The 24,244-nt window shown below is 54.7% G+C and carries 22 protein-coding genes and 1 tRNA gene; 7 read left to right on the top strand and 16 right to left on the bottom strand.

From position 1 onward, the window contains the following. Window positions 1-5 precede the first annotated feature (5 nt). From L861_RS06045 to L861_RS06035, 3 genes are read right to left on the bottom strand one after another with little or no spacing between them, the layout of a single operon-like run. Window positions 6-236 (bottom strand): DUF2835 family protein, encoded by a 231-nt coding sequence (locus L861_RS06045; protein ID WP_016415686.1) that lies wholly within the window; start codon window positions 234-236, stop codon window positions 6-8. A gap of 13 nt (window positions 237-249) precedes the next feature. Continuing rightward, a complete protein-coding gene (locus L861_RS06040; protein WP_016415685.1) occupies window positions 250-576 on the bottom strand; it encodes a type II toxin-antitoxin system PemK/MazF family toxin in 327 nt (108 codons plus the stop codon). Next, entirely contained in the window at window positions 573-785 is a 213-nt protein-coding gene (locus L861_RS06035) for an antitoxin MazE family protein (RefSeq protein WP_016415684.1), read from the bottom strand. The genes L861_RS06040 and L861_RS06035 overlap by 4 nt, the downstream gene beginning before the upstream one ends. Window positions 786-1,444: 659 nt before the next feature. On the opposite strand from L861_RS06035, the gene L861_RS06025 reads away from it, so the two are divergent. The 5 genes from L861_RS06025 to L861_RS06005 all read left to right on the top strand — a co-directional run bounded on the left by L861_RS06025 (window position 1,445) and on the right by L861_RS06005 (window position 7,976). Beyond that, window positions 1,445-2,662, top strand: coding sequence for a FliC/FljB family flagellin (locus tag L861_RS06025; RefSeq protein WP_016415682.1), 1,218 nt, complete (start codon window positions 1,445-1,447; stop codon window positions 2,660-2,662). 180 nt (window positions 2,663-2,842) lie between these two features. Beyond that, window positions 2,843-5,749 (top strand): O-linked N-acetylglucosamine transferase, SPINDLY family protein, encoded by a 2,907-nt coding sequence (locus tag L861_RS06020; RefSeq protein ID WP_021029119.1) that lies wholly within the window; start codon window positions 2,843-2,845, stop codon window positions 5,747-5,749. A gap of 22 nt (window positions 5,750-5,771) precedes the next feature. Further along, window positions 5,772-6,344, top strand: coding sequence for an acyltransferase (locus L861_RS06015; protein ID WP_016415680.1), 573 nt, complete (start codon window positions 5,772-5,774; stop codon window positions 6,342-6,344). Next, complete coding sequence (locus tag L861_RS23545; protein WP_016415679.1) at window positions 6,341-7,162, top strand: hypothetical protein; 822 nt, start codon at window positions 6,341-6,343, stop codon at window positions 7,160-7,162. Before L861_RS06015 ends, L861_RS23545 begins: the two co-directional genes overlap by 4 nt. A 148-nt stretch (window positions 7,163-7,310) precedes the next feature. Then, entirely contained in the window at window positions 7,311-7,976 is a 666-nt protein-coding gene (locus L861_RS06005) for a hypothetical protein (protein WP_236617046.1), read from the top strand. A gap of 75 nt (window positions 7,977-8,051) precedes the next feature. Here L861_RS06005 and L861_RS24665 read toward each other — a convergent pair whose 3' ends face one another. Then, on the bottom strand, window positions 8,052-8,201 hold the full coding sequence (locus tag L861_RS24665; RefSeq protein WP_154658834.1) for a hypothetical protein: 150 nt from the start codon (window positions 8,199-8,201) through the stop codon (window positions 8,052-8,054). An 88-nt stretch (window positions 8,202-8,289) separates the two neighbouring features. After that, window positions 8,290-11,442 (bottom strand): EAL domain-containing protein, encoded by a 3,153-nt coding sequence (locus L861_RS06000; protein ID WP_016415677.1) that lies wholly within the window; start codon window positions 11,440-11,442, stop codon window positions 8,290-8,292. A gap of 299 nt (window positions 11,443-11,741) precedes the next feature. On the opposite strand from L861_RS06000, the gene L861_RS05995 reads away from it, so the two are divergent. Then, complete coding sequence (locus L861_RS05995) at window positions 11,742-12,899, top strand: hypothetical protein (protein ID WP_016415676.1); 1,158 nt, start codon at window positions 11,742-11,744, stop codon at window positions 12,897-12,899. Between the two features lie 281 nt (window positions 12,900-13,180). Next, on the top strand, window positions 13,181-13,693 hold the full coding sequence (locus L861_RS05990) for a hypothetical protein (protein ID WP_016415675.1): 513 nt from the start codon (window positions 13,181-13,183) through the stop codon (window positions 13,691-13,693). Between the two features lie 562 nt (window positions 13,694-14,255). Here L861_RS05990 and L861_RS05985 read toward each other — a convergent pair. The 11 genes from L861_RS05985 to bioB form a co-directional block, all read right to left on the bottom strand. Continuing rightward, complete coding sequence (locus L861_RS05985) at window positions 14,256-15,599, bottom strand: APC family permease (protein WP_016415674.1); 1,344 nt, start codon at window positions 15,597-15,599, stop codon at window positions 14,256-14,258. A 54-nt stretch (window positions 15,600-15,653) separates the two neighbouring features. Beyond that, the gene (locus L861_RS05980) at window positions 15,654-16,406 is read right to left on the bottom strand and encodes an N-formylglutamate amidohydrolase (RefSeq protein ID WP_016415673.1); all 753 of its coding nucleotides are present in this window, start codon (window positions 16,404-16,406) and stop codon (window positions 15,654-15,656) included. 8 nt (window positions 16,407-16,414) lie between these two features. Next, the gene (locus L861_RS05975; protein ID WP_016415672.1) at window positions 16,415-17,725 is read right to left on the bottom strand and encodes a type I glutamate--ammonia ligase; all 1,311 of its coding nucleotides are present in this window, start codon (window positions 17,723-17,725) and stop codon (window positions 16,415-16,417) included. A 46-nt stretch (window positions 17,726-17,771) separates the two neighbouring features. Then, a complete protein-coding gene (locus L861_RS05970) occupies window positions 17,772-18,416 on the bottom strand; it encodes a cysteine hydrolase family protein (protein ID WP_016415671.1) in 645 nt (214 codons plus the stop codon). Window position 18,417: 1 nt separating this feature from the next. Further along, on the bottom strand, window positions 18,418-19,278 hold the full coding sequence (locus tag L861_RS05965) for a MurR/RpiR family transcriptional regulator (RefSeq protein ID WP_016415670.1): 861 nt from the start codon (window positions 19,276-19,278) through the stop codon (window positions 18,418-18,420). A gap of 226 nt (window positions 19,279-19,504) precedes the next feature. Further along, window positions 19,505-19,589 (bottom strand) — tRNA-Leu (locus L861_RS05960). 53 nt (window positions 19,590-19,642) lie between these two features. Further along, a complete protein-coding gene (gene bioD, locus L861_RS05955) occupies window positions 19,643-20,326 on the bottom strand; it encodes a dethiobiotin synthase (RefSeq protein WP_016415669.1) in 684 nt (227 codons plus the stop codon). Then, on the bottom strand, window positions 20,327-21,148 hold the full coding sequence (gene bioC / locus L861_RS05950) for a malonyl-ACP O-methyltransferase BioC (protein WP_016415668.1): 822 nt from the start codon (window positions 21,146-21,148) through the stop codon (window positions 20,327-20,329). Then, window positions 21,145-21,894 carry an alpha/beta fold hydrolase gene (locus L861_RS05945; RefSeq protein ID WP_016415667.1) on the bottom strand — a complete coding sequence of 250 codons (750 nt, stop codon included), beginning with the start codon at window positions 21,892-21,894 and terminating at the stop codon, window positions 21,145-21,147. The genes bioC and L861_RS05945 overlap by 4 nt, the downstream gene beginning before the upstream one ends. Further along, entirely contained in the window at window positions 21,891-23,069 is a 1,179-nt protein-coding gene (gene bioF, locus L861_RS05940; protein WP_016415666.1) for an 8-amino-7-oxononanoate synthase, read from the bottom strand. Before bioF ends, L861_RS05945 begins: the two co-directional genes overlap by 4 nt. A gap of 1 nt (window position 23,070) precedes the next feature. After that, window positions 23,071-24,135, bottom strand: a complete 1,065-nt coding sequence (bioB, locus tag L861_RS05935; protein ID WP_016415665.1) for a biotin synthase BioB — start codon at window positions 24,133-24,135, stop codon at window positions 23,071-23,073. Window positions 24,136-24,244: the final 109 nt, after the last annotated feature.

The following is a 24,244-nucleotide window of genomic DNA, read 5'->3' as shown; positions in this document are numbered from 1 at the left end:
GGCTTTCATCGGTTTTGCTGAAGCACCACGATCGACTCGAACTTGCCACTCTCGCTGTAGGTCAGTCGATAGATTCCATCGACCCCATCGCGGCCAATGATTTGCCTGAGTGCCGAAGCGGGGAACACCACCCGCCGTCCATCCAGGCTGCGAGTATGAACCTTCTGTGCCCAGCCTTCGTAATGGGCCAGGCATTCTTCCCGAGTCAGATTGATCACCACATCGATACTGGGCATGGTCAGTTCCTGCTCAAGCGACGCCGAGCCACACCATCAGTGCCCGGGTAACGCGCACCATATCCGTATCATTTACATGGCCTACCGTACTACTGATCTTGTGCCTCGGTACGGTGACGAGTTTATCGATCATAACCTGGCTGGGGCGATGAACTCCGTTCGTTTCGGAGGGGGGAAGATCCAGCCTGAACAAGGGAAGCTCAGAGCGTACATCGCTTGTGATGGGGGCAACTGTCACAGAGGGGTGTTGCTCGAAAAGATCCGACTGGACGACCAGCGCTGGCCTGGGTTTACCATAATCGCCACGCATCGCGACAATGACAATATCGCCGCGCTTCAATGCCAGCCCTCCTGATCGGAGATTTCCTCAATCCAATCTAGGATCTCTCGCTCTTGAGCATCATCGCGCAGGGCCGCTGACTGTTCGCGGCATTGCCTTGCGAAATCGGGTGAGCGAGTATCGGGTACCCAGATTTGTATGGGGCGTAGCCCATGGGCGCGCAGGGCATCGCGGCGACGGCGAACTCTATCGTTGACGGAACGAGGCATATTGTTCTCCTGCTATGTTACATGTAACGATAGTCGGTTGATATGAGGGGCGTCAAATGGCTGTGGTGAGTGTATTGTTGCCAGAGTGTCCCCCCACCTCGTAGAGTGCGGAAAGGTCTAATCGATGGGTGAGATTATGAGCCTGGCAAACCATACGGTTCAGCAGTGCAGAGGACAACTGCGCGAAGCGCTACCGGCGTTGCAGGCCGTTTATCTCTTTGGCAGCGAAGCACCGTCATGCAATATCAAGTGGTGCAGCATGGGCAACGCCTATAGAGCCAGGGGCTGGAATCGGATGAGTTCGAGCTTTTCGTGCTCAGTGAGTACTGGGGTCTGGCTATCCGGCGCCGGGACCTGATTCGGGACATCCAGCAGCGGGGAAGCGTATATGGCAGATGATGCGTTGCTGAACAAGGCGCGATTTTTTCCAACGAGCATGAGCGCTGCTGTGGCAAAAACCTTCCTTCTTCCAGGCGCGTAACGCCGCTCTTCCATCTTTTTCTAAATTTTTTCCATTCGACCCTAAAGCTTCGCTGACGACTTCCGATAAATAGGGTAACGGCCAACGGCGCCGTTGTGGCAGGACCCGGATCAGCACTTCTCGAAACCGCTGACTCGAGACCAGCCAATGGAGCCCTCAACATTAGGAAGGATTTATCATGTCAGTGATCAATACCAACATCACCGCGATGATCGGCCAGAACAACCTGGGCAAGTCCCAGAATGCCCTGGCGACCTCCATGGAGCGCCTGTCTTCCGGCCTGCGCATCAACAGTGCCAAGGACGATGCCGCCGGTCAGGCCATCGCCAACCGCATGAGCAGCCAGATCACCGGTCTCTCCCAGGCGCAGCGTAACGCCAACGACGGTATCTCCGTTGCCCAGACCGCTGAAGGTGCCCTGAACCAGGTCAACGACAACCTGCAGCGCATTCGTGAGCTGACCGTTCAGTCCCAGAACGGCACCAACTCTGCTGACGACCTGGCATCCATCCAGGCTGAAATCGACCAGCGTCTGACCGAGATCGATCGCATCTCCGAGCAGACTGACTTTAACGGCGTCAAGGTACTGGCAAGCGATCAGTCTCTCAGCATTCAGGTGGGTGCTAATGATGGTGAGTCTATCAGTGTCAGCCTGAAGGAAATTACTGCCAGTACGCTGAGCCTCTCCAGCTTCAACGTGAATGGTCCGAATGGTACTATGACTGATCTCTCTTCAGCTGGCGGCGCTACAGCGACTGCTGCTTTCGAAGATGCGTTCGGTACTGCCACTGGCGTGACCACAACTACTGTCACCGCATTTGATGCGGATCTGGCAACCGAGCTTGGCATTAGCGCGGCTGCCATTACTAATGGTACCGTGGCGCAAGTCGATGAAGCCGGTAACTGGTATGTTGACGTTACCATTACAGCTCAGAATGATTCAGAGGTAACTGCGCTGAACCTGCAAGGATTCGATTTCGCAGGCACCGGCGCTGGCAATGCTCAAACGTTCCGTGTTGCGCTTGATTCGGCGGATGCTGCAATCGCCAGTGGTAACTCAACAGCGGCCTTCACTGTGGATGGCTCAACGCTTGGCGCCAAGGATCTTCTGAGCCAAGCAACTGCAGACCCGATGAGCCAACTGGACTCTGCACTCAAGCAAGTGGATGAGCTGCGCTCCGATCTGGGTGCTATCCAGAACCGCTTTGAGTCTGCTATCACTAACCTGCAGACCAACGAAACCAACCTCTCCGCCGCTCGTTCGCGTATCGAAGACGCCGACTACGCGGTCGAGGTTTCCAACATGACTCGCGCGCAGATCCTGCAGCAGGCTGGTACCTCTGTGCTGGCCCAGGCCAACCAGGTGCCGCAGAACGTGCTGTCCCTGCTTGGCTAAGCACTGGCTAGTCGCTCTATCGGAGCAGGCGGTAGGGTTTTCCCTACCGCCTTTTTTGTTCCTGCCAAAGCGCAGAAAAAAGGTGAAACTCCCTCTGTGTTTGCGTACTCCCTGTGGCATGCCAACAGATAGACTGGCACAAGTATTCCATATCTCTGCATAGTGACTGGTGTGGCCCCTATGAGTAAATCAAAGCTTTCTCGTAAGCCGTTTTCCAAATCAATGGCAAAAGTAACGAAAAGGCCAGCCTCCATGAGCCTGGAGCAAGCCAAGGCGGTGACAGAGCGCCAACCGGCAAATGTTGATGCTTGGAAAATACTAGGCGCACATCTCTCTGATGCGGATCGACTCCAAGAGGCGAAAGAGGCCCTAGAGAAGGCGTGCCAGCTCGACACCAGAGACTGCGAAACGTTGGCCCTTCTTGGTCAGGTTGAATATAAGTTAGGTTATGCGGATAGAGCGTTAGAGTTTCTTAGCCGAGCGGTAGAGGTTAATAGAGACTATGCGCGTGCGCATCACTACCTAGGCTATATTTATCATAATAGCGCTCAGCAGGATAAGGCTCTGTACCACTGTGAGATTGCGGATCGACTACAACCTAATGTATACGAGACGTTAAACACCAAAGGGAATGTGCTTGTAGCTCTCTCGAGACAGAGGGAGGCCGTCGATGTCTTTCGAAAGGCTATTTCGTTGAGGCCAAAAAGCTATTACGCTTGGAATAACCTAGCGAACGCTGAGAAAGACTTGGGGAGGTTGAATGAAGCATTATCAAACTATGAGAAAGCAAGCTGTCTTGCGCCTGAATACCCAGGACCATTTTCTAACATAATTACTACCTCTCACTATCTTCCTGACATCAAAAAGGAAGAAATAACAAAGCTTTGCAAAAAGTGGAATAAGCTTTTTGGTTTGGCAAATGTTAATCGCCCAGAAACTTCGAAGTATAAAGGAAAATGTCTTCGCATAGGGCTTATTTCAGATGGGTTTAGAGGGCATCCTGTTGGGCGTATGGTAACGAGCGCTGTTGAGGAGATTGTTAAAGGACCAATAGAGTTTTATTTTTACTCTACGAGTAGCGCTTCGGATTATCTTACTACTCGCCTGCAAAAAATTTCTTCCAGTTGGGCATTCGTTGAGCAGCTAAATGACTCAGAGCTGGCTGATAAAATCCGTCGAGACGAAATAGACATACTTATCGATATGGCGGGCCATAATGCAGGCAATCGCATGCTGACGATGGCGATGCAGCCTGCACCTTTATTAGTAAAGTGGGTTGGCGGGCTCATCAACACTACGGGTATAGAGGCGATCGATTATCTGATAACAGATTCGGTAGAGACGCCACCTGGCTGTGATACAGAGTATGTGGAAAATCTGATAAGAATGCCAGATGATTACATCTGCTACGATCCGCCACATGCATATACGCCCGATGTGGTCGATTTACCAGCCAACCGAAACGGTTATTTGACTTTTGGGTGTTTCAATAACGCCATTAAGATAAATGAAGTGCTTTTGAAACACTGGGTGGATATTCTTGTAAATATTCCTAATGCAAGATTGTATCTAAAAAGCCATCAGTACTCTAATAGTGAGGTGGCAGAAAAAATCACCTCCTTTCTGGAGGGAGAAGGTATTGCGCATGAACGGGTGTTGATTGAAGGCCCGTCCTCGCATGCTGAGCTTTTGCAATGCTATAATAATGTAGATATTGCACTCGACCCGTGGCCTTATTCAGGTGGTCTAACCACCTGCGAAGCGTTGCTGATGGGCGTGCCGGTTATCACCTACCCTGGACCGACCTTTGCCGGCCGCCATTCGGCATCACACCTGATTAATGCTGGACTTCCGGAACTTGTAGCGAATAATTGGGAGCACTACAAGCAGCTTGCCGTAGATTTAGCTTCCGACTTGGAAAGCCTGAGCGTTATTCGTCGCAACTTGCGCTCGCAGCTCAAATCCTCACCGGTATGCGATGCTCCCCGTTTCGCCAAGCACTTTACTACTGTTATGCGCGCCATCTGGCAACGCTACTGTGAAGACAAAGCTCCCGCTGCCCTGACTTTCAACAAAGAAGGAGAGGCGTGGTTTGAAGGCGAAAGCCAGCCAGTAGAGATAGTCAATGCCGAGCTGTTGTTAGAGTCAGAAAAAGAGAATGATTTTCAATGGAAGTTCAGTGGCAAGATCATTGCGCTGGATAACGGAGCCAAGCTGTTACAGGATAGTGGCTTTGATGGTCTGAGAGCGCTTGATACCTTTGCCGTAGTGGGTTTTGATCCAGTAAGTCGAATATCCAATCCTCAACGCTTCGAGGGAAGCGAAGACGTACAGCTCTTCCCTCATGCCGTGCTTGGCAACGGTCAGCCCGCTACTCTGTACGCTTGTTTGTCGCCGGAAATGGGTAGCACGCTCCATCCATTGCCGCCTGAGCAACTGCCGGAAGAGAAGCGTCCTGGCGCGCAAGTACTGACTACGCTACCTATCAATACCATCACACTAGATAGCATCGAAGGATTGCAAAGCCTGGATTGGCTCATTTTGGACGATCTCAGCGACTCCATGGTCGTCTTGGAACATGGTGAAAAAGCACTGCGCGAGACCCTGCTGATCCAAGCACGTGTTGCTTTCCAGCCAACTCACGAACGACAGCCCAATCTCACCGAAATCAGCCATTGGATGTCGCGGCATGGTTTCCGCTTCTATCGTTTGAATGATTTGGCCCATCGGAGTCATTTGCCGGTTCGCGATGACTTGCAAGGGTATCAGGCTACTGAACTAGAGAGCGCTGATGCATTGTTTCTGCCCAGCCACGAACGCTTGGCTAAGCTTGATGATAACCAGAAGACGAAGCTGGCGTTCTTGCTACATACGATATATAGCGTAAAGGACATCACTTATTCGTTGATAGCGAGCGTGGATTCTGAAAAAGCAGAACGATATCTGAGAGCCGAAGGTATCGTAGCAATAAACGATGCCGAGAGTGAAGCGATAGAAAGCAAAAATTCTCAAGGGAAAGTTCAGTCGTCATATGAGTTTGACGATACGATCAGCCAAGATATTGATCGCCTGATGAATAGCCACTAATCAAGATTTTTGAGGGTTGATTATGATACCTTTTGTCAATGTAAAGAAAGACAAAGTGAAGCAAGAACTTCCTCCGACAAAGGAGAGTAGAGAAGTTGAAGGGAAGGAGAGTGAGTTCCTTAGCTTATTGAGAACGGTGAAAAAGAAGGAGCTTTCGGTCCTGGCAAAGCTCTTGATGCCTTATATCGCTGAATATGAGATGAGACAAATTCGTATATGGGGAGATAAAAGTCGGGTTCATCTGGATAGGGCGACAATATCAGTCAATGATCTTTTGGTAAATACTCGTTCCGGGCACGTGACAGTAGAAGAAAACTGCTTCTTTGGACATCGTTGCATGCTACTTACTGGGACTCATGATTATAAGAAGACAGGGATGGAACGTCTTGCAGCAGTACCTGATTCGGGACGAGATATCCATGTCAAAAGGGGAGTGTGGATGGGATCCGGCTCTACTGTACTAGGTCCAGCAGTGATAGGGGAAAATGCTGTCGTTGCTGCGGGAAGTCTTGTCGTCGGTGATGTCCCTGCCAATACCATTGTTGCTGGTCGTCCTGCCAAGCCCGTGAAAAAGATTACTGGAGAATCTATATGATTTCTTCCAAAAAGAATTTGATTTTTACTGTAACGCATGGAAGAACGGGGACAACTTTCTTGACGGAGGTCTTCAAGATTTTTGAAGATACAAGTTCTCTGCATGAGCCAGAACCAAACTATGCCAATGTGTTTCCATCTGTCAAGGAGGACCCAGAGCGAGCTGTCTCTTTTTTGGAGGAAAAAATAGAGTATATCAATGGTTGCTCAGAAAATCATTATGTGGAAACAAGCAATGTTTTTGGAAAGGGCTTTTTGATCCCCTTGCTTCGCCTAGGGATCATGCCTGGATTACTCTTTCTAAATAGGAACTTTAGGAAGACAGCATCCAGTCTTTATGAAAGAGGGAGTACACCGATGCGAACGCAGAGAGGTAGACACTTCTCGGCAGATCCTCGCGTTCCTGGTAGTCTTCCAATTTATGAACCAGAAAGTTTGACGGATTATCAGTTGTGTTATTGGGGGGTGCTTGACTCTTATGCAAGGCAGATGCAAGCGAAACAAATCTATGATCATGAAGGTGGTAGATATCATTGGGTGACAGTTGATGATTTTCATGATTTTGATAAAACATTGGAGATAGGTGAGTTTTTCGGTTTGAGTGTTTCGAATAAGAGTGCTGCGAAAAAGCATCATAAGGAAATCACATCTGTACATCACAATCCGAACAAAGGGAATGGTCGGAATTCTGCAGAATTGTCTTTTTTGGAAGATGAAGTCGATGTCTTGAATAGAATAGCGTTTTTCGATCCTTTGTTTGTTGATAAGGCTATTGGTTCTCCCTTTGTGGAGGATGCTGTCAAGAATAAGTTAAGTTGAAAGAAGAATGGCCCTGTTATTCGATAGATCATTAGGAAAGGGAGCTTGTGGTTCTCTCAAGTTATTTTAGGGTACTGCCGATAACTCTCGTTGGTGAGTGTAGAAATATTGTTTTCGTCCATCGTGTATCCAAAACGCAAGGGAATCCATGATGAATAAGTGTTTGACCGTGGGCCTGATGACAGCATTGATGGGCATGGGAGCGAGCAGTGCCCATGCCTTCGATAGCAACGTGACAGTGGGGGCCCTGGCCGGTACCACCGGCTTTGGTGCGGAGGCATCCTGGCGCTTCCATGAACGTGCCAGCCTGACCGCCAATTATACTGCTGGGTTGGTTTGGGATGGTGACTACGATAGTGACAATGTCACTTACGAAGGCGACCTGGACATTTCTGCCAGTGCACTGAAGCTGGATTTCTATCCTTTCGCCGGACGCTTCTATCTTACCGCTGGCGCCATGTTTCCAGAGATGGAAGCGCACGTGACCGGCAGCTCCACCAATGGAGGAACTTATGAGCTCAACGGCCAGACTTACAGTCTGGATAGCGTTCGCGGCAAGCTGACTATCGCCGATGGCGTTCAGCCCTATGTCGGCCTGGGGTGGCGTAGTTCACACCGCAGCGGATTTGGGTTCTTTTCCGAACTGGGCGTGATGGCTACCGATGTCGACGTATCGTTGAGCGCTTCGGGAAGTGGCACCAGCGATTCAAACTTCCAAGAAAACCTGCGTGCTGAGGAGCGCGAACTCGAGGAAGATGCCGATAAGCTCTCCGTCTATCCGGTAGCAGTGCTGGGCATCAGCTATACCTTCTGACCTACCTCGCCACTGTCAGGGTCCGTGCGCGACCCCTGACAATGGTCAGATGTGATTCTTTATCAGCATCAGCGATCATCCTTGGGTGTGAATTGGCGGGGCGTCGTCGTTGGCGAATGTCGTTGTCGACGGTGGTTGCGTCCCGGTCGCTCCAGAAAACAAAAGCAGGGTTGCGATGAACAGCTTACGCGTACGAAGGCGCAGATCCTTGATGGTGGCTTGCATGATCTGTCCCGCAGTAGTGCGCACTGTGGTGAGTTACATTTTGAATGTGTGGTGTCAGTTTGGTAAGCAAGCCAAGTCGATACATCACTCAACGCAGCCAGCGGTGGCTGAACTGATCGTGAGATTGCGGGGGCGCATAGAGGAACCCTTGTGCTTGACGACAGCCCAGAGCCTGCAAGGCGCTCGCTTGGGCGTCGAGTTCGATGCCTTCAGCGATGGTTTCCAGGCCTAGGTTCTGGGCCATGGCGATAATGGTCTTGACGATGGTGTGGTCGCTGGTATCGGTCAGCATATCGCGGATGAAGGAGATATCGATCTTGATCTTGTCCGCCGCAAAGCGCTTGAGGTGAGCCAGTGAAGAGTAGCCGGTACCAAAGTCGTCGATGGCTAGGCCAAAACCTTGGGCCTTGAGGGCGTCCGCCATGGCAATGGCTTGCTCAGGGTCACTCATGAAACTGGTCTCGGTAATTTCCAGGCACAACTGACTGGGAGCAATGTCATGTCTTTGCATGACTTGTTTCAGGGTCTGCATCAGGTGTCGGTCGTCCAGTTGCTGAGAGGCGACATTGATTGCCAATTGGCCTGGCAGTGGCTGGCCCTGATCCCGCCAAGCGGCAAGCTGTCGGCAAGCGGCCTTGATGACCCAGTCACCCAGGCGCCCGATCATGCCACGTTCTTCGGCAAGGGGAATGAAATCCCCAGGACTGACCCAGCCGAGCTCCTCGTCGTACCAACGACATAGCGCTTCGGCACCGATCAATCGTCCGTCACTGATTTCCACTTGTGCTTGGTAGTAAAGCTCCAGCCGGTCATCATCGATCGCTTGGGAAAGTCGCTTGGCCATATCCAGTCGCGACGCCATGTCGTGCCCCATCTCCGGTTGATACTGGCAATAGCGGGAGGCTTGTTGCTTGGCCTGATACATGGCGATATCGGCATGTTGTAGCAACTCACTGGAGGAGGAGGCATGATCGGGGTAGCAAGCGATGCCGATACTGACGTCCAGGTGAAAGGTCTGCTCTTTGATGGTGAAGGGGGTGTCCAGCACCGCTTGCAGACGCCGTACGCACTGGACAGCCGCTTGGGAGTCGACTTTCTCCAGGATGACCACGAACTCATCGCCTCCCAGCCGGGCGAGAAACTCTTTCTCTTCTAGTGTCCGCTGGAAGCGTTCTGCGACATAGGCGAGTATCTGGTCACCGATGTCGTGGCCATGGATGTCGTTGATTTCCTTGAAACGGTTGAGATCGAGAAACAGTAGCGACAATCGCTCAGGAGCTTGTTGCAGGATCTTATCGAGGCGTTCGCGGAACGCCGAGCGATTGGGTAGGTTCGTTGATGTATCGGTGTAAGCCAGACGACGGATATGTGCCTCATCGCTTTGACGCTCTAGTTCGGCGGCAGCACCCGCGGCAAAGATTTGCAAGATGGAACTCACGAACTCGGGATCCTCGATGGGCTCGCGGAACAGGATCGATAACAAACCGATGGGCTTGCCGGCGCTATTGTCGAGCCGTCGTCCGGCGTAGGCTTTGACCCAATGAAGCGCCTCTCTTGCATTGGCTGACATATCATGGATGGAGCATTCACTGAGCAAGCATTCGCCATCGCGAAGCACGCGTTCGCAGGGGGTGTCCGACAAATCGTATAGGGCGTTTTCCAACCGCTTTCCCTCAATGAATGCGGCGAGTGTTTCGACCATATGCGGTGACGAAGGTGACAAGCGAGCCACGAAACTGGCGCCGGCGCCTAGCGCGCTGGCCGTATGGTGTGCGAGTTGCAAGTAGAAGGCATCGCCGCTGCGCGATGTCACCGCAGTGGCGATTTGCATTACCGCATGCTGGATGCGTTGTTGCCGCTGACGGGCACGTAGCGTGTCGATACCGAAAGCGAGATCGTCAGCTAGATCGCAGAGTAGGCGCTGTTCATCGTTAGTGATAGGCACCGTCGTGCCTTGGTATAGCACCAGTACGCCAAAAGTGCGCTGTGAATTCTTGAGCGGCAGGCAGATGACACTTCGGTAGCCTCGTAAGAGCGCGGCATCATGACAAGGGGTGTGATTAGGATCGCAGGCCAGGTCGACGAGGATCTGTGGTGTGCCACTGCGGACTGCCATGCCGGTTGGACCACGGCCACCGGGCAGGTTAGGCGACCAACTCAGGCAGATTTCGTCCAGGAAACCGTCGACCGCGCCGGCGCTTGCTCGTGGCTCGATCGTCCGTTGTGCGTCGTCCATGGCAAAACCGACCCAGGCCATGCGGTAACCACCGATATCGACGGCCAGCTGGCAGATATCCTGCAGGAGCTTATCTTCGTCCTCGGCATGTACCAACATCTCATTGCAGTGGCTGAGAAGATTGAGTGCCCGGTTGGTGGCGATGAGTTTTCTCTCATGTTCCTCGCGTTGTCGCTCTGAGAGAACTTCCTTGCTGATATCGCAGATGAAGCCTTCCAGTACCGGATCGCTACGTTGCTCATCAAAGATGACTTTACCTTGTTCCCATAGCCAACGGGTTTCACCCGTGGCAGTGGTGATCCGGTAAGTGATGTTGAACGACGATCGCTGGGCAATACTGGCTTGCACTTCGTCGAACAAACGTTCTTGCTCATCCTCATGGATCAGGTCGGCGAAGGAACGTCGATGACTTTCGATGAAATCTTCGGCGGGATAGCCGGTTAGTTCCATGACGCCATCGCTTACGAACTCCATGGTCCAATCGCGGTTGTTGCGGCAACGATAGACGATTCCTGGCAGGTGACTGATCAGGTTATGCATCCGTTCCTGGCTTGTCTCCAATGCCTGAACCATGTCCTGGCGTATCAGTTCGGCACCGGTACGTGCCGCTGCGATGCGCAGTATTTCGTCGGCGAATCCAATGTCGGGCAAGGGAGTGTCGTGGAGAATGGCTAGCAGGCCAAGAGGCAGGCCATCGGGAGAGGTGATAGGAATGCCCAAATAGGCTTCGGCTTTCAAGCGGATGAGGGCAGCATCGTGGGGAAAGTGCTGACATACCCCTTCAGGGAAGAAGCAGACACTGTCGCCAATCACCCGTTCGCAAGGCGTGCCGGCCAAGGGATAGCTGAAATTGTCTTGTTGTTGGCCATGGCTCCATACCGCCAGGGTGCGTGCATGCTGTTTGTCGGGCAGTATGCGTGCCGCGAGCACATGGTCCACGCCCAAGATATCGGCTAGCTGAGCGACGAGGCGGCTGAAGAAGAGCGCATTGGACTCCAGAGTCATGCAATCGGCCAGTGACCGAAACGCTTCCTTTGCTGTCATGTGCATAGTGGCAATTGGCGCTCTCTCGGGTAGTCGGGCTATCAGATGTCTGTCATTAACGATCATATCGGCAGGTAGGCCCTAAAATTAAAGGTGACGTTGGTCGGATATGTATGACGCTTGATTAAATATTCTCGAATGGGCGCCGATAATGTATTGACGTTCACGCTATGCCCGCCAGATCGTGCAGCCGCTATCCCTTTATTGAGATAGTCATGCCAGCAGGCAAAGTGTTGATTGCCATGCCGACAGGAGGGACCATGAACAAGCTCGCTCGCATGTTGGGGATCGCAGTGTTGGCAGCCGCTGCAATCAGTCTGGTCGGGCAGCCTATGGCAGTGGAGGAGCGCATGATTCGCCTCCAGGCAGCCGAGGCTTACCCCGACTACATGGGGCAACTCGATCAGGAGCCGTTGGAAGTACTGGCGGTACTGCTCGATTATCACCAAGACGATCTATTACGGTTGAAGGCTGAAGCGGCCCTGCTCGAATCTCCCCGGCTCGCTCGTGAAATCCTGCCGCGTTACGGTGCCGAACCCGAGTTTCAGTCGGTGTTACGCCAATATGGATCGGCCGTATTGCTACCAATCCACTATTTCCTGCATCACGATGTTCGCACTTTGGCGTTGAAGGAAGCGGCCGCACAGCAATGGCAGGCGGTCAAGACGACGGCACAGCGTTGGTGGCAGAGGGGTGATGTGGCAAATCACGGTCAGGAAAGGGCGATCCAGGAAGAGCGCGAAGAGATGTCAGTTACCCTGGCACCCGAGCAGCGCGGATGGTATGCGATCAATCTCATTGCCGATGAGGGACACGGTTTTCTGGGACAATTCACCCTCGATACCGAGGGAACGGTGAAATGGCTCCAGAGCGAACGTTTACTTGAAGCGACCAACTCATTGTTTGCTGGTGGTATCCGTCAGCTTGAAACTCGTATGCAGCGTGGTCAGACGGTGGATGCCAGCGATATCGGCTGGGCGCTTGCCGATGGGGCGGTCATGGTCAGTGCCGTCAAACTATTGCGAATGGGGCGGGTTGGGGCTGTCTCCACTCGGTCAACGGGAGCGATGCAGCGTAATGCGGTGTTGGCGAGCCGCTTCAATGTTCTGGGCAGGCTAATGAGGGTTGGGCGTTTTGCCAAATGGCCGACAGTGATGGCAGGTACCTATCTCATCGTCCGTCATCCAGTGCTCATCAACGATGCCTTGGTAGCAGTGGCTCGTTCGTTGGGTTATTCCGTGTGGCTAGTGCAGTTTCTGGGCTGGAGTCTGATCCTGTTGCCCTGCCTTTATCTCGGGTCTTGGTTATTGAGACTGGTCGTGCCCATTGCCATTCACATTTTGCATGGTGGTGTGAGGGTCTTGTCATGGCTGGAGAGAAGGAGCCGACAAGGTGGCGAACGTTACTTGTTTCGCTAAAGTCGGTGCGGCCATCTTCTTGTGGCATCATTACGTTGTGTTTCATTTATTTACATGACATTTGCTATTCATGAGTATATAACGTCCCGAATAATAAAGAATTAGTGGATTTCCAGGCCATCCCAAGGGTTCCAATTCACGCAGCGGTCAATGCACCATATTCCTATAAAAAATATCGAGTCCACCACTTGGTCGCGGATCTTCCATAAAGGACAACTCGGTTCTCGGGAATAAAGCGATGGTGTCTGGGGCGATTCGCTAACGCAGGGTGAGGGTACGCGATGTTTCAGCGCCGGGAACGCAGCATTCTCGAGTTCATGATTTGGTCGGTGGCAGCTGTGCTGACACCTTATTCGACGTACGTCATCATCAAATACGGCGACGCTGTCTTTCTTGGGGCTCCACTGCTGAACGCCTTGCTGTTCATCGCCGCTATGCTATGTGCGAAGATCAATACTTCCCTTGATGACACCCTGTTCAAGGATCAGGAAACAGACGATTCAGATGCCGAGGAGGCAGAGTCTCCTGACGAACCGCAGCAAGTCGGGGGGGTGCGGGTACTGCGCCTGGCTCCTGATAGCCCTCTGAAAGGGTATGGGATGGAGCGTGGCACCATTCGAACGATTAATGGTGGCACTCCCTCATCTGCCGAGAAAGCTAACCAACTGTTGGTGCAAGGCCAGAACGAAATCGAATGGGTAGCTAGGTCAGGCAAAGAGATGAGGTCGTTTATCTATGTTCGAGAGGGCGATCTCAAAGCGCAATTCAAGCAGATAATCCCACGTCAGAACTGAACCAGCCTCTTTCAAGTACTTGATCTCGACCGAGCACTAAAAACCCCGCCGAAGAGGCAACATTTTAGTACCGTTCAGGGTGGTGGATTTGAGATGCCTCGAAACCTACCGCTTCTCGGTCAAGACGATAATGTTGGCTTCGCTGGTGAGCCGGATCAGATTGCGAGGCTGTTGGGCGACATCAATGGTGACCGGTGCAAGGTAGAGTGCCGCTACGCTAGCAGCTCCTTGCAGGAACCTCCTCCGGCTGATGGCTGGGGCCGTCGAATGGTTCCTTGGAAGTTCCGATGCTTTGCTATATCGATTCATGACGTCAGTCTCGCACCTTCGAGAAGGGATGGGCTTGGCTTGTGGCGCATGGTCGTGACAGCGGGGCGTCTCGAATTAGAATGCAGCGACCAAAACCAGTATTGAGATGGAAATACAGGCTTTTGGTTCGCCAGAGTATCGCCAACATCTTGGTGATACCGTTTCGAGCAGACCATATGAGTGGTCTGATAGCCAGTGGAAGTCTGGTCAGTGGCCAGTGGCCCCACAGATGGGGCCATCCCAGTAGAACCAATTAGATTTCCGATACGAGATGCACTCCTTTGCCACGCTTGATCAGTATTGCCAGATACACCATGCCAATGGCGATCCAGGCTAGGCCGAGCACCTTGGCATAGGTGCTCATGCTGATCAGCACATAGCCGATGATGAGGAGTCCGATGAGCGGGAAGGCTAGATGTGCCAGCAAGCGATGTGAGCGTTGACGGATACGGTAATGGCTAATGACCGACACATGCAGAATGCAAAAGCCGGTCAAAGCCCCGAAGTTCACCAGCGTCGTCAGCACATCAGGCGCATCGAGGAAGACAACTCCGATAATCAGGGAGAGTGCGGCGACGAGATAGAGGCTGACATGAGGGGTGCGATAGCGTTCATGAATGAGTGATAGTGCTTTAGGCAACTTACCATCGCGAGACATGGAGAAAAGCAGACGTGACACTGCAGCTTGCGACACGATGGAAACGGCGACACCCCAGGCAAGAGCCGTAGCGATGGCGGTTAACGTGCCTAGCCAGTTACCCCCCGCGGCTGCAGCGATCTCGTAGAAGGCAGTATCCAGCGAGTCGAACTCCAAACCAGCAGCGAGATCGGTAGCCAGCCAAGTTTGCAGGATAAAAATCCCGCCCATCAGAAATAGCGAGATCAGGGCAGCACGGCCAACCTGGCGGGAGGGATCGCCTTTGACTTCTTCCGCCAAGGTCGAAATGGCGTCGAAGCCGAGAAAGGATAGCACTGCCACTGATACCGCTGTCATCACTAGGTTCAGGTCGAAATTAGCTGGATCATAGAGTGGTTGAAGAGTGAGCTTTCCATGTCCCATGCCGCTATAGAGCGCCTCGAAACCTAGTCCCAGGAATAGTGCCAAGACGATCAACTCGCCGATAAGAAACGCTTTGTTGACACGAGCCGTGAAGGTCACGCCGCGCAAGTTAACCAAGGTGGCGGAAACCAGGAAAATCAGCATCCAGCCCAGCTTTGGAATGGCCGGAAAGAAATGGTGCAATGCCAAGGCGCTGAAAATATAGAGAAGCGGTGGGATTAACAGGTAATCCAGTAGCAGCACCCATCCTGCTATGAATCCCAGGTGCTCATGCACGCCGCGCTGGGCATACGAATACACCGACCCGGCGATGGGAAATGCTTTCGACATCTGCGCATAACTCAGCGCCGTGAATAGCATGGCAATCATGCCGATGAAATACGCCAGTGGCACCATCCCCTGGGCATCGGCATGCACCCAGCCGTAAACCCCGAAGGGAGCGATGGGGATCATGAAGATCATGCCGTAGATCACCAGATCAGTCAGGCTCAGGCCACGCTTGAGTTGCTGTTGGTAGCCAAAGTTTTCAATGGACATATCAATCACCTATTGTTGTTTGTACTAAAGGTGTGGGGTTGTTCCGGGGGTGGATTAAAGCAGGGGTGCAAGGCGTTCGACCCATCGCTCTATTGCGGTATGCGTACGTAACAGGTCGTTGCGAACTTCGAGCAGTACGCAAGGTAGTCCGCGTCCGTCGCCATGCACGGGCACGGTGACATCTTCATCGGGGTGAATCTGGTAGGGCTGGTTGTCGCCCACGTGAACCCCCGCGCGAGTCAGGCCAAGCATCATGTGCTCGGCATACGCTTTGGCTTTTGCGTAGAGTACGCCGACCTCCCAAGGCCTTTGCCGGCCATGCATGGCTGGGGTAAACGAGTGAATGGCGACAACCCGCGTCGGGATGCCCTTCTTCATGCGGTGGTCGATCAGTTCACTGACCCTTGCATGGAAAGGCTGGAATAAATGATATCGGCGCGCCATGCGCTCCTCTTCGGTCAACGAGACATTCCCTGGTATCCGCCAACCGTCGCTAAGAGATGGTATGCTGTCCGGTGCCTCGACAGGACGATTCAGATCGATCAACAGTCGCGAATAGTTGGCCAACACCAAAGGGGCTTTCAGCCGATCGCTCAACGACTGTGCCAGCGCAAGCGCACCGATATCCCAGCCGATATGCTCGCGTTGCACTCCGGAAGGAAGGCCGAGATTGGCATAACTCTCGGGGATATAGTCGCTGGCATGCTCGCAGAGCAGCATGACGGGATGCGATGAGTCGATATGGCGCAGCGTATAGGCTGGCTTCGTGAAGCGAGTTGCAAGGTCCTGATGAGCATCGACGAACATGATAGGCCTCAATAGATGGAGCGGTACAAGGCGCATAGTGCGTTGTCATCCAGGCCTTCGACATTGGCGAGCTCCTGGCGCTTGAGTGCTCGATAGGTGGCTAGCAATGGCTCGGGTAGGCACGCTTCCAGTTCGGGGGAAGCCTGCAATGCCTCCATCGCAGCACCTAAAGACGATGGCAAAGGAAGGATTCCCAGTTCCGCTCTTTCCCTCTCACTGAGCGCATCCGGGTCCTGGTCGGCTCGTGCTGTCATCGGTAACTGTTGCTCGATTCCCAGACGACCGGCCATTAGGATGGCCGCCATCGCCAGGTGGGGGCTGGCTGTGGCATCGAGTGCGCGGTATTCCAGATTGAACTGTCGTTCCACCGGCTTGTTGCCGAGACGTGTGGTCGGACACACTCGCAATGCAGCCTCGCGATTTCGTACGCCCAGGCAGGTATAGGCGGAACTCCAGTGGTGCGGCTGGAGGCGAAGATAGGAGACAGGCGACGGCGCAGTGAATGCGCATAGCGCTGGCATATAATGCAGCACGCCAGCGGCCCAGTGCTCGCCCCACTTCGACAGGCCGACAGCACCTTCCAAATTGGGCAATACCGGTACCTCATTCTCGTCGAGGAAACTGATATGCAAGTGAACGCCATTGCTGACGCTTCCCGGAGAAGGCTGTGGCGTGAAGCTGGCACTCAAGCCCAGCTGCCTGGCGATGTCCCGTGTGATCTCACGAACGTTAATGGCGCGGTCGGCACTCGCCAGCCCCATGGCCGGCCGGCAGGTCACCTCGTACTGGTACTGGCCATATTCTGGAAGAAAGGTCTCTGGCGAGTTGTGGCTGCTGGCTAGGGCTTCCACCAGACATGCAGCAAATCGCGCTGCCCGACGTTGAGCCTGTAATGAGAAGGCCGGTGCCGGCGAGGAAGCAGGATCGTTCAGGATGAACTCATGCTCGAACGCAGCCTTGACCCGCCAGCCGAGGTCGCTTTGGTAGCGGGCTAACTCGGCTTCGAGCAGTGTACGGGGGCATGCCGGCCAAGGATCTCCATCCACCATATGCAGGTTGCCATGCACGTAATGCATGTCGGGAACCTGGTCAGAAATCGCGCGGACATGCACCTGGCTATCCAGGTCCGGTACCAGGCGCAGATCGCCATGGGACCCCCATGGGTTGGGATCGGCGATGATGTCCTGTGGTGTGAGAGCGCTATTGGCAGGCACCCAGCCACAGCCACTTGCTGCTTCTTTCTCTAGTGCCTCGCGAGGAACGGCCCGGCCTCGCGTGATAGCCGTGAGGTCCGTAGTGACGATACTGATCAGGTCCATGAAATATTGCTCTTGTATTGGTTATCGAACAGGTCGCGGCGAGTTTCTAGCCCTGCATTCGTGCAACTTTTTCCAGCACGGTCTGGGTGTCGCTAATGAAGCAGTACCCCTTGATGGCATGCAGACAAGATCGATGACGTGCTTCGCTTTGTGTGGCGCAGGCATCTTCGACCATGGTGACGAGATAGCCGCGATCAGCGGCATCGCGCACGGCCATGTCCACGCATTGGTCGGTGACCACCCCGCAGATCACCAAATGCTCCACGTTGAGATTGCGCAGCACATAGTCGATGGCCGTGGAGTTGAAGACGCCCGACGATGTCTTGGGTAGCACGATTTCATTGGCGACAGGTGCCAATTCCGAAATCACCTGGGCATGAGGGTGTCCCTTGGGCAGATGAATATTGGAAAGCTTGTGATCGAGAGACCGGTCGCGGCCATCCTCGGTCAAGCTTTCGATGATGGTATGCAGCACATTTTGCTGGGCGCCACGGAAAGCGCTCAGAAGCGCTTGCTGATTGGGTATCACCGTGTCCCGTAATCGATCGAAGTAGTAACTGGATTCCTCATCGTCCGCTTGTGGGGCGAGCTCCGGGCGGATCCACACCTCTTGCATGTCGACAAAAAGCAGGGCCGTTGCATTTTTCTTGTAGGGCATGTCGCGCGGCGAATTGACGGACGTCATAGCCATGTCATGCGTCCTCGATCAGGTGAACATGAAACTCGGAGCGAATTCTGTCGATGCGGGCCAGGCGCTCGTCGAGTGCGTCGTGAGATTGGTGGGTCAGGCAGGCAACCAATGCTTCCACCTGGGCCATGGCGGGTACCAGTGTGTCGAAAGGCGATGTCGACTGGACTGGCGCACTGATGACGAGGTCCGCGTTTTTCCGCAAGGGGGAAGCATAAATATCGGTGAACAGTATGATCCGTGCCCCCTGGGCAGCAGCGATCCGTACCAGGGTTTGCGCTTGTTGCTGATAACGTCGGTAATCGAAGACCACCACGATATCCTGCTCTGCAATGTCGGCCAGCGCATCGGCAATATGGCTTGAGTCGGGAAGCAGGTGGCAATTGGCACGCATCAGTCTTAAATGCGCGTGTAGGTATCCTGCCAGGAAGAAACTATAGCGACCGCCGTGCAGCCAGACATGATGCTGTGGAGAAGACAGAAGCTTGCAGAGCCCTTGGATGTCTGGTGCTGACATCAGTTGGCGTGTCTCATCAACTAGCGACGATGTGCCAGCCAGATAGTCATCCCAGTTTTCGGGCAAGGGGTGCTTATAGCGCTGTTTGTCCAACTGCATGCGTGGGGAACGCAGGCGCTCGTCGACTTCTTCGACCAGCCCGCGTTGGAAATCCGAATAGCCGCTGAAGCCCAGCTTCCGGACTAGCCGCATGACGCTCGGCTCACTGACTCCCGCCATTGCTGCCAGGCGAGCCATGGGGCCGAGTCCTGCTCGAGGAAAGTCGTCGAGCAAGGTACGCACGACCTTGCGCTCGGCCTGCGTCAACGATGTGGGGGGTGATGACAGTAGTGTCTTGAGATTTGGCATCCTTCTGCCTCAGTGCATGTTTGTAGTTAATGCTACATAAAATACGTAATTCTATTTTTTTGTAGCATATACTACTTTTCGGCGGACGCAAACGTGCTGGTGATTTCTTTACACCGGAATGGGGGAAGGATGGATTCGTTTATGATCGCTGGGGACCAGCCGGGGACCAACCTGAGAGGAAAATCGAAATATCAGGCTAGGAAAAACAATAACCTAGAAGGATTTTTGGTGCGGATGGGGAGACTTGAACTCCCACGCCCGAAGGCACTGGAACCTAAATCCAGCGTGTCTACCAATTCCACCACATCCGCGATCTTTCGTTGGCCGCCCATATTTTACGGATAGGTGGGGGCAAGTCAACGAGTTAATCCGGTAATTGCAGGTGGTCGGCCGCTTGTTGGGCCAGGGTATCGATATCTTGTCGTGCGAGATAGGGGACCGTGCCTAGGCAGGGGGCGACAAGCTGGTGTCGGAGTGTCGTCAGGTTACCATCGAATGCAGCGATATTTGGGTCGATCTGATTGGCGACCCAGCCGGCGATACGTAACCCTTGGGCGGCGATGGCATCGAGTGTCAGGCGCGCATGATTGATGGCACCGAGCCGCAAGCCGATCACCACGATCACCGGTAAGTCGAACCTGGCTGCTAGATCGCTCAGGTCTTCACTGCCATTGAGCGGTACCTTCCAACCTCCCGCGCCTTCGATGAGTGTCAGGTCGCGACGTTCGGCGATTGGTCTTTCAAGAGATCGAGCCAGATCATCGATCTTCAACTCCTTACCACTCTGTTGAGCCGCCAGATGTGGCGCGATTGCCGGGGCGAAGGCGTAGGGGTTTACGGTTTCATAGTCTACTGCGGGATATGACTGTGCTTGCAGGGCTATAGCGTCGGCGTTGCGCAAACCATCTGCTGTCACTTCGCTGCCAGAGGCCACGGGTTTGAGGCCTAGCGTCGTCAGCCCTTGGCGTCGGGCCAAAGCCAGCAAAGCAGCGCTGACCAGCGTCTTGCCGGCATCGGTATCGGTGCCTGTCACGAAATAGGTGGCCATTTAGGAAAGGGGGTCCTTGGTCAATGTGAGAGTCAAAAGTCGATAGCTCACTGGCAGCCCTTTGGGTTCGCGAAACGATTCGTAACGCTGTGTGGCACGCTCAATATCCTTACGGCACAAGCGGGCACCAGTAGCTGCCTGTGCCCCCACGCCTTTGATCGAGGCCATGACAGCGGAGAGGTCTGGATAATGAAAGCGTTGAAGAGTGGCGTCGATCTCCATGTGGCGAAAGCCTGCATGGTATGCGCTCATCCGTAGCGTTGCCGGTGGTGCAAAATCGAGAATGGCGGCAGGACGGCCTGGATATGACCAGGCATGTTGGACTTCGGCTAAGGTGCCGGGGCCCAATGTGTTGATCAAGGCCATGCCACCCGGTGCTAACACTCGGTAGAGCTCGTTCATCACGGCCGCAAGGTCGGGGCACCACTGGATGGCCAGATTGGAGAAAACCAGCCCCAGGGAGCGGGATGCAAGAGGCAAGCTGGTGGCATCGGCGCATAGCCATTGGGCACGTTCGCCATGTTCGCGGCGTGCCTGATTCAGCATGCCGGGGGCAAGATCGGCTCCCAAGGCGATGGTGGCGTAACGTTGTGATAGTCTGGCTGTCCAGTGCCCCGGGCCGCAACCAAGGTCCAGCACACGGTTGGCTTGTGCTGGTAGCCTGGCCCACAATGTATCGCCCATGGCCTGCTGGGCGCTGGCGCGCTCTCTATAATGTGGAGCGGCACGACTGAAGGCGTGCGCCACCCGGCGGCGCCAATCGTGACGCCATTGCCGTTCGGTGCTGCTTTCCCCGATATCGCACTTGGTCAGGACCGTCATGGCGATACCTCCCTGGCATGATACTCGGTGGCAGTATGGCGATAGGCGATTGCGACCAAATAGTGAGTGAGCGCCGCTGGCTGGGAAAGCTGAGGGCAGTGGCCGCTATTTTCGAGCCGCTGAATGTTGGTGTCGTTCGGCGGCGGAGCGACGAGAGGATCCATGGCGCCTTGGCAGCGATACACCGGGCAGGGTGGGGCGGCCAGGAGCGTGGAAGCATCCAACGAGCTGAGGTGAGTCAAGCCAACGCCCAATGTCTCTTTTGTGGCCGGGGGCGTTTGTCCAATCAAGCTGAGTAAGCGCTCGAGTGCTGCACGGGGAGCCGGTTCGCCCCCCAGTTGCCAGCGCAGGAAGTGGTGCCAGGTGGCCTCGAAATCGCGTCGAAAAGCGAGTTGGAAGGCTTTGAGCTCATGGCGCGTGACACCGCCGCTCTGCCCCTTGGCGATGGTGAAATGGGAGCCCATGCCCAACATTACCAGTGCCTTAGGAGGTGGTAGGCGCTCAAGCAGGTGAGCGGCAAGAAGAGCGCCGAGTGACCAGCCGACCCATACGGCATCACGTGGGAGGTCCTCGGCCATCGCATTCGCCAGGGCATCCAGGTCTTCCGGAGTGCTCAGTGGGGGGCGATTGCCATAACCTGGCCAGTCGGGGGTATCGACTTGGATGTCGTTGGGCCAATACGGCGTTAGCGATTGCCAGATGCGCGCATCGATCCCCCAACCGGATAACAACACGAGTTTGCTCATGAGTTGGTGGCCCCCTGTGCTCCCTGCCACTCATGGCTGACCAATTCACCCAAGCAGTCGAGAAGGGCATCGATATCGTTGAGCGTGTGCCGAGCACTGAGGGTAAGCCGTAGGCGTGCTTGGCCCCTCGGGACCGTGGGTTCGCGAATGGCGCCGACCAGGAAACCATGACTGGCCAGGGTGTCGCGCCACGCCATCACCTTGGTGCTGGTACCCAATAGTAGGGGTTGAATCGGCGTCGTCGACGGCATGAGTGGCAGCCCAAGGGCAGCGGCACCGGCGCGAAAATGATGAATATTGTCGTGCAAGCGTGTTCGTCGCTCCGGCTCCGTTGCCAGGATATCCAATGCTCGCAAGGTGGCGCTGGCCACACCCGGTGGCTGGGCGGTGGTATAGATGTAGGGGCGGGCGAACTGGATCAGGGTTTCGATCAGCAGTTCATCGCCAGCGACGACGGCGCCCGCTGAGCCTAGTGCCTTGCCCAGGGTGGCAACCAGGATGGGCACTTGGTCGGTGCCGTAACATTGACCCACGCAGCCATCGCCATGCTCTCCAAGTACGCCAATGCCATGGGCGTCATCGATCATCAGCCAGGCGTCATGTTGTTGGCAGGTTCTGGCCAGACCGGTGATATCAGCGATATCGCCATCCATGCTGAATACACCGTCACTGACGACTAGCCGCCGACTGTCAGCCGGCGTGCGCTCGAGCAGACGGTGGAGGTCGCCGAGATCTCGATGATGGAAACGTCGCGAGCGGGCGCCAGCCAAGGCCGCTCCATCGAGGAGTGACGCATGGTTCAGGCGGTCCTGGTAGATCTGGGTGTGGCTGTCTCCAAGTGCCTGCAAGGTGCCCAGGTTAGCCATATAGCCAGTTGAGAAGAGCAGTGCACGGGGACGTCCCATCAGTTCAGCCAGCCGCTCTTCCAGTTCATGGTGTGGCGATAGATGACCGGACACCAAATGAGAAGCGCCGGCTCCGGCGCCGAAGCGGCGGGCGCCTTGGGCTTGCGCCTCGGCCAGGCGAGGGTCGTCGCTTAGGCCGAGGTAGTCGTTGCTGGCAAAGTCGCGTTGGCGCACGACTTGTTCGAGTATCGGTCGTTCACGCCATAATTTCGCCTCACGCCGCTGTGCTAGCCGGTCGTTCAGATGCGTCTGCCAGGAACTGCGGAGCATGTCATACCGCCTGCGTGGCATCGTAGAACAGGTCACGTCTTGCTTGCTTGGCCACCGACCGTGCAAGTGCTGCGGTCTCGTCGACATCGCTCTGGCAGGTCTCACGAGTTTCCGGGTGCAACCCCAATTTGGTGAACAGTGCGCGGTCGCGTTCAGCTTCTGGATTGTCGGTGGTCAGCAGCTTGTCGCCGTAGAAGATCGAGTTGGCGCCAGCCAGGAAGGCCAGGGCCTGGGTCGACTCACTCATCTGTTCGCGACCAGCGGACAGGCGCACATGGCTCTTGGGCATCAAGATGCGTGCCACGGCGATGGCGCGAATGAAGTCGATGGGGTCGAGATCGTCGGCGTCTTCGAGAGGAGTGCCTGGGACTTTGACCAGCATATTGATGGGCACCGACTCTGGGTGTGGGTCTAGGCGCGCCAGTTGCTGCAACAGGCCTGCACGATCGCTGGGCGCTTCGCCCATACCGAGGATGCCGCCAGCACAGACCTTCATGCCGGCATCGCGCACATTGGACAGCGTCTCGAGTCGGTCAGCATAGCTGCGGGTGGTGATGATTTCGCCATAGTACTCGGGCGAGGTATCCAGATTATGGTTGTAATAGTCGAGCCCAGCGCTGGCGAGTTGCTGTGCTTGGTCGGTATCGACCATGCCCAGCGTCATACAGGTCTCGAGCCCCAGTGCCTTGACGCGTTTGACCATCTCCAGCACTACCTCGAGATCGCGTTCGCGAGGGCTGCGCCATGCCGCACCCATGCAGAAGCGGCTGGCACCGGCATCTTTCGCCGCCTGGGCCTGGGCAACGACTTTTTCTATTTCCAACAGCTTTTCCTTGCCTAGCCCGGTATTGTAATGCCCAGACTGCGGGCAATACTTGCAATCCTCTGGGCAGGCCCCGGTCTTGATCGACAGTAATGTCGAGACTTGCACGGCATTGGCATCGAAATGCTGACGATGTACCTGCTGGGCGTGAAACAGCAAGTCGTTGAATGGCAGGGCGAATAGTGCCTCGATTTCCGAGAGGCTCCAGTCGTGGCGAGGTTCGGCGGGAGAAAGTAGGGTCATGGGCAGCTATCGACGTTGGTTAACTGAATAAATGATCTTGGGTTAACAAGGATGATAGGGTCTGGCGTGTCACTGTCAACCAGATTGGTTGAAAAGGTTAACGAGTTGT

Source organism: Litchfieldella anticariensis FP35 = DSM 16096 (assembly GCF_000409775.1).
Classification (GTDB): domain Bacteria; phylum Pseudomonadota; class Gammaproteobacteria; order Pseudomonadales; family Halomonadaceae; genus Litchfieldella; species Litchfieldella anticariensis.
The sequence above is the reverse complement of the archived record's forward strand: the minus strand, read 5'-3'. Positions and strand labels throughout refer to the sequence as shown.